The sequence below is a fragment of the Escherichia sp. AM3 genome, from assembly GCF_032029835.1.
GTDB lineage: Bacteria > Pseudomonadota > Gammaproteobacteria > Enterobacterales > Enterobacteriaceae > Escherichia > Escherichia coli.
In genome coordinates, this window is sequence record NZ_JAVUPQ010000334.1 from 1 (window position 1) to 1,200 (window position 1,200).

Sequence of the window (1,200 nt, forward strand, 5' to 3'; positions counted from 1 at the left end):
ACTTTCTGCACCAGAAATAACGGCACAAATAGTCAATAGTAGGATGCCTGACAATTTATGCTCTACTTTCCAGGCTTATCTGTAATCGGGAATAATAGAAATATGTTCCATCAATTTTTTAAGTTCCATTTGTTCACCTTATTTATGTAAGGAGTATTTGATCATGTATAAGCTATGAAAAACAGCTTTAGACAATAAGTAGTATCTCAATTGTTGAACTTAAAATTCGAATTATTTAGTACAAAAAAGTAGCGTTACGTGATCTTTCCCTGCAAATGGAACGCAAAATAAACACCTATTCCATGAGTTATATAATTTTTCACAATGATTAATTTGTTTTCTCAGGAAGAGATTTTATTTCTCTTCACTACGAATTAGTTCATGCTGTATCTTTATTAAACATTCGTAAGACTCATTTTTGTTCGGGAGATGTGCTGTCATTCGAGCATAAGTTGGTTTCTCATCTTTAAAATATTTTACCATGATTGAATTATCAAGGACTGCCAACAACTGAACTGGATCACTGCTCTTTTTTTGATAGATACCCGCTCTTATATAACTTCTAAACCGATCGCCGAGAAACGCCGTTTTTTCTGCTGTATTTATCAACTCCCGCAACGTTCCTTTGATGGCATGATTTTCATTAAGGCGTAGTGACCCGACGCGAATTAAGAGTCTCGCCCCGCTTGGTGTGAATTTATTATTTTTACATGTACCCAGTTCTGTTTGCCAATAATACTCACCGATGTCCTCATTCTGATACCATCTCCACATGGCTTTATTATTTAAGACAGGAAACGCGGAAAAAATAGTACCCTTAGCGAAAATAGTAAAACAATCATGATCTTTAGCTTGTATTTCGCAATCAGCTATAACACCAAAACTAACAAATATCATCAGCAAAAAGAACAAAACTCTTTTCATTTTCTTATTCCTCTCGATGTTCTCTGTTTCATCTTAGCTAAAATTTCACCCAAATCATCTATCCCTGCTGTTGCTGGCCCATCGGGTTTATTAATGTCTGGGAATAAATAGGGTTCTGCACAAGTATATCCTGGTGGTAATTGAGTTGTTGGCCAATTTGTCTGTGGCAGGTAATCACTTGCTGTCTTTGTATCCATCCCTGGATACTGGGAATCATCCTGTGGCGTACAAGTCAGATTTGGTTTTACCCACTTCCTGCAATACAGTGTGTAGTCG

At 36.5% G+C, this 1,200-nt stretch carries 1 protein-coding gene and 2 pseudogenes; all 3 read right to left on the reverse strand.

Annotated features, from left to right (window positions below; genetic code table 11):
* Positions 1 to 129 (reverse strand): annotated as a pseudogene (locus RTW80_RS25605) (transposase family protein); the annotation flags it as partial.
* Positions 130 to 354: 225 nt separating this feature from the next.
* Complete coding sequence (gene ybfC / locus RTW80_RS25610) at positions 355 to 924, reverse strand: protein YbfC (RefSeq protein ID WP_025693588.1); 570 nt, start codon at positions 922 to 924, stop codon at positions 355 to 357.
* A pseudogene (locus RTW80_RS25615) lies at positions 921 to 1,200 on the reverse strand (RHS repeat protein); the annotation flags it as partial. The gene ybfC and the pseudogene RTW80_RS25615, both read right to left, overlap by 4 nt.

Bases quoted from the DNA above. Each gene is read 5' to 3' on its own strand.
- ybfC (WP_025693588.1), bottom strand. From the start codon at position 924: ATGAAAAGAGTTTTGTTCTTTTTGCTGATGATATTTGTTAGTTTTGGT.